General features: G+C 50.9%; 2 tRNA genes and 3 rRNA genes. All 5 read right to left on the bottom strand.

Annotated elements, in window-relative coordinates:
• A 5S ribosomal RNA gene (gene rrf, locus E7X56_RS11545) occupies positions 1–70 on the bottom strand; the annotation flags it as partial.
• Between the two features lie 24 nt (positions 71–94).
• Positions 95–166: transfer RNA gene (locus tag E7X56_RS11540), tRNA-Cys, on the bottom strand.
• Between the two features lie 110 nt (positions 167–276).
• Positions 277–3,206 (bottom strand): 23S ribosomal RNA (locus E7X56_RS11535).
• A 144-nt stretch (positions 3,207–3,350) separates the two neighbouring features.
• Positions 3,351–3,423 (bottom strand) — tRNA-Ala (locus E7X56_RS11530).
• Between the two features lie 111 nt (positions 3,424–3,534).
• Positions 3,535–5,011, bottom strand: a 16S ribosomal RNA gene (locus E7X56_RS11525).
• Positions 5,012–5,231 lie beyond the last annotated feature (220 nt).

Below are 5,231 nucleotides of genomic sequence, written 5' to 3'. Positions count from 1 at the left end.
CAACGTGGGCAGGCTTATCTTCTGTGTTCGGAATGGGAACAGGAGTTGCCCTGCCGCTATGGCCGCCGTACTCTAACTCATATTAATGGATGAAAGCCAAGGTCCGGATTCGAACCGGAATGGAATCGCTCTGCAGGCGATTGCGTAGCCGCTCCGCCACCTTGGCATTTTTAAGCGGGCTTTACTAGGCAACACAACCATATAAGCCTTTACATTGCGACAATGAATGGGATCATGTCATTATATTACATATCAGATTTCGCCTGGACAAAGCAAAACGGATGAGGCACGGAAATTAGTGGCCGCGGACTGAACACCTCGTTGCCTTGGTGCGTACATCCCGACTCTATCAATCCGGTCTTTTACCGGAATCCTTAACGTAGTCTCTTTTTAGGTCAGATTTCGAGCTTAGATGCATTCAGCTCTTATTCCTTAGCGCGTAGCTGCTCGGCAGTGCCTTGTCAGACAACCGATCGACCAGTGGCGCCGTTGCTCTGTTCCTCTCGTACTAAAAGCAACTTACCCTCAGACTACAGACACCTCTAGTAGATAGTAACCGACCTGTCTCACGACGGTCTAAACCCAGCTCACGATCTCCTTTAATAGGCGAACAACCTCACCCTTGGCTGCTGCTGCACAGCCAGGATGGAAAGAACCGACATCGAGGTAGCAAGCTGCCGGGTCGATATGTGCTCTTGCCGGCAACGACTCAATTATCCCCGGGGTAACTTTTCTGTCATCTTTAGCCCGCACCAAGCGGGACATAAAGGTTCGCTAGAACCGACTTTCGTCTCGTGATCCACTACTGTGCTGAATCACGTCAGGCTAACTTATGCTCTTGCACTCTTCAGTAGGTTTCCGACCCACTTGAGTTAACCATTGCGCGCCCTTGATATCTTTTCAAGGGCGTCCCGCCCCAGGCAAACTGCCCACCTATCGGGGTCCTCCTCTCGGAGTAAGGGTCGTAACTTTGGAAGGGTAGTGTCCCAATTGTGACTCCACCGATGCTGGCGCACCGGCTTCGACGTCTCCTACCTACACTGTACATCCAAAATCACAACCCAGCGACAGGCTGCAGTAAAGCTCCACGGGGTCTTCACTTCCCCCTAGAGGTCTCTAGACTCTGCACTAGAATGTAAGCTTCACCGGACTCTGGCTAGGGACAGTAGAACTCTCATTGATCCATTCATGCAAGTCGCCAATTAAGCGACAAGGTACTACGCTACCTTAAGAGGGTCATAGTTACCCCCGCTGTTTACAGGCCCTTCTTTCCGTTGAACCGAAGTTTCAGGTACCTGCACTGAGCAGGATTCAGAGATCGTACTAGCCCTTACGGGTTTGCGATCTCCTATGTTGATATTAGACAGTTAGAGTTCCCTGGTCACTGCGACCTGCTGTCTTCACAGCAGGCACTCCTTCTCCCGAAGTTACGGAGCCAATTTGCCGAATTCCCTTAGCCAAATTATTCCGACACGCCTTAGCCTTTTCAGCTAGGGGCACCTGTGTCAGATCTCGGTACGGACATTTAACTCCCTTTTCACGGGTTCCAGGGTGAAGCTGACTTTCGCCATAACATATTCATCTGCTTCTCGCCATTACGGCTCTCCACAGAGTTCGATGCTTAGACGGCGCGACGGCGCCGCTCAGCCTGCCCCGAAACGTCAGTTTTATTGTTAAATGGTACAGGAATATTAACCTGTTTCCCTTTTGATGTACTCGAATTACGGTACAACTTAGGACCGACTAACCCTCGGCTGACGATCATTGCCGAGGAAACCTAGCCCCTTCGGCGGTCAGGATTCTCACCTGACTATGCTGCTACTATTACCAGGATTTTCGTTTCCGCTCGGTCCACAGGACTTCACAGCCCTGCTTCTGCCCAAACGCAACGCCTTCCTACAAGATTACCTTTCGGTACTCCGTGGTATCGGTGGTCGACTTGAGCCCCGTCCATTTTCGGGGCCCCAAACCTCGACTGGTGGGCTGTTACGCACTCTTTAAAGGATAGCTGCTTCTAAGCTAACCTTCCAGCTGTCTAGGGCTTAGGACGCCCTTTAGTATTAACACTTAGTCGACACTTAGGGACCTTAACCACGGGCTGGGTTGTCTCCCTTACGGACTACAAGCTTACCCCAGTAGCCCGGACTCCAACCTTCTACGACGACGGTGGGTTCGGAGTTTGACAAGCGGTTGAGGGATTTCTCCCCCGGGACCACCAATCAGTGCTCTACTCCACCGACTATCTCCAGTTAGGTCATGCTGCGACATGTTTTGGAAGGAACCAGCTGATGCCGGGTTAGATTAGCCTTTCACTCCGAGACGCAGGTCACACGAATGATTTGCAGATCAATACCGCTTGCGGTCCTCCACGTAGCTTTCGCCACGCTTCAACCTGCCCACGCCTAGATCACCCGGCTTCGGGTCGTAACTTAGTGACTCCACGCACTTGTATACGCCGCACCTCACCCCGTAAGGGGTTGCGTGCTTGTTGCTTTCGCTTCGGCTTCCCAGATAAAAGGTTAGCCATCGCCACTTAGATACACTCCCTGGCCCGTTCTTCAAAACGTATGATATGACATCGGCATTGGAACTCGTACTACAACCTCGCGGTTGATTCCTTCGATCCAAAGATCCTTTCATGCCATATCGCTCCATCACCATCAGGTTTCAGGCACTTTTAACCTCCCTTTTGGGGGTACTTTTCAGTTTTCGGTCACCCTACTACTTCGCTATCGGTCTCAAGACGTATTTAGTTTTGGAAGTTGGTGCCTCCCAAATTCCCGCGTGATTTCCAACACACGGTACTCAGGAACATTTCCAGTTCCTCTTTTCATTGCTTACGTGACTTTCACACTCTACGGTCTAACGTTCCAGAAAAGTTCAGCTAAGAAAAGGTCGGAACCTTAGAAAGTTCCTATAACACCACATCTCCCTCACATTACTGGAGGGATTCAGTTTGAACTTTGCCGGGTTCATTCGCCATTACTAACGGCATCTCTTCGATTTCTCTTCCTGCCCCTACTAAGATGTTTCAATTCGGGGCGTTCCCGATCATGACTGATCAGCACAAATGTGCTAAGAGGTCTCATTAGGAAATCTCAGGTTCATAGATTCCATGCGTCTACCCTGAGCTTATCGCAGCTTGGCACGTCCTTCATCAGCGCTTGAGCCGAGCCATCCACCTGACGGCATAATTACCAGAGTCCATCTCACTTTGTCCAGTGAGCGTCTGATATGTAATATATACATGATCTCATCATACCTGATATGGGGTATCAGGTACATCCATCCTTCCCGGGCGACATGACTCGCCTGGTGCACTTGATGATTTGTGAATCGTAATGATCCAATGGACTTGCTGGGATTCGAACCCAGGGCCTTCGCCTTGCAAAGGCGACGATCTTCCAACTGATCTACAAGCCCTCGCTCGTATTTCCTCCAGCAAAATCTTGTTTCATTGAAGTGGGTTGCTGAATGTGGCAGTTTATCGATTTCTGACTGATAGCGTTGATCCGCTTTGTGCGGATCTTGCTTAGGAGGTGATCCAGCCGCAGATTCCCCTACGGCTACCTTGTTACGACTTAACCCCCCTTGCGAAATTTAGGTTCGAACACGGCACAAAATCCGTGCCCTCACCCATACCTCACTCGGGTGGTTTGACGGGCGGTGTGTGCAAGGAGCAGGGACGTATTCACCGCGCTATGTTGAAACGCGATTACTACGGATTCCAGCTTCACGAGGACGAGTTACAGTCCTCGATTCGAACTACGGCTGGGTTTAGGAGATTGCCATCACCTTTCGGTGTAGGAACCCATTGTCCCAGCCATTGTAGCCCGCGTGTAGCCCGGGAGATTCGGGGCATACTGACCTACCGTAGCCCGCACCTTCCTCTGGTTTAGCACCAGCGGTCCCCACAGAGTACCCATCATCCCGAAGGACATGCTGGCAACAGTGGGCACGGGTCTCGCTCGTTGCCTGACTTAACAGGATGCTTCACAGTACGAACTGACGACGGCCATGCACCTCCTCTCAGCGATTCAGGTAAGGTCTTTAGCCTGACCTACATCTTGCTGTCGCCCCCGGTGAGTTTTCCGGCGTTGAGTCCAATTAAACCGCAGGCTCCACCCGTTGTAGTGCTCCCCCGCCAATTCCTTTAAGTTTCAGCCTTGCGGCCGTACTTCCCAGGTGGTTCGCTTCACGGCTTCCCTACGGCACCAGAAACGGTCGCACCGTCCCTGACACCTAGCGAACATCGTTTACGGCTGGGACTACCCGGGTATCTAATCCGGTTCGTGCCCCCAGCTTTCGTCCCTCACCGTCGGACCCGTTCTGGTAAGACGCCTTCGCCACTGGTGGTCCCACAGGGATTACAAGATTTCACTCCTACCCCTGTAGTACCTCTTACCTCTCCCGGTCCCAAGTCTGACAGTATTCCCCGGAAGCCTAACAGTTGAGCTGTCAGATTTCCCGAAGAACTGATCAAACCGGCTACGGACCCTTTAGACCCAATAAAAGTGATTACCACTCGGGCCGCCGGTGTTACCGCGGCGGCTGGCACCGGTCTTGCCCGGCCCTTGCTAACACATGCCGTTTACACATGTGGACAGCCAACATAATATGCTGGCACTCGGTATCCCCTTATCGCGGTTTCCCGCATTGTAAAGTTTTCGCGCCTGCTGCGCCCCGTAGGGCCTGGATTCATGTCTCAGAATCCATCTCTGGGCTCTTGCTCTCACAACCCATATCCGTCGTAGGCTAGTAGGTACATTACACCCACTACCACCTGATAGACCGCAGATCCATCCTTAGGCAACCGAAGTCTTTGAACCAAAAAGCATTCCAGCATGAATGGTTTATTCGGAATTATCTCCAGTTTCCCGGAGTTATGCCAAACCTAAGGGCAGGTTATCCACGTGTTACTGAGCAGTTCGCTATGTTCACGAAGAACATTTAACTCGCATGGCTTAGTCGAATACCGATAGCAGTAACCTCTGGCAGGATCAACCAGAGTTATTTGTTAAAGCACACAAATTTGGAAGTTAACTAAGAATTGTCGGAAAAGAACTCTATATTTAATTAGAGAGTTGTTTTCTATGCACAATAGTTGGTTAATTCATTGATAGATAAAGTCACTATCAGTCAGAATTAACCGAACTGCCACATTCAACGTCAGACCGGAAAAGCTCCGGTCTCCACTAATGATTCTGATATGGAGGTGATTGAAATTCCAC

It is taken from the genome of Methanococcoides sp. NM1 (genome assembly GCF_900774285.1).
Lineage (GTDB): Archaea > Halobacteriota > Methanosarcinia > Methanosarcinales > Methanosarcinaceae > Methanococcoides > Methanococcoides vulcani.
The sequence above is the reverse complement of the archived record's forward strand: the minus strand, read 5'-3'. Positions and strand labels throughout refer to the sequence as shown.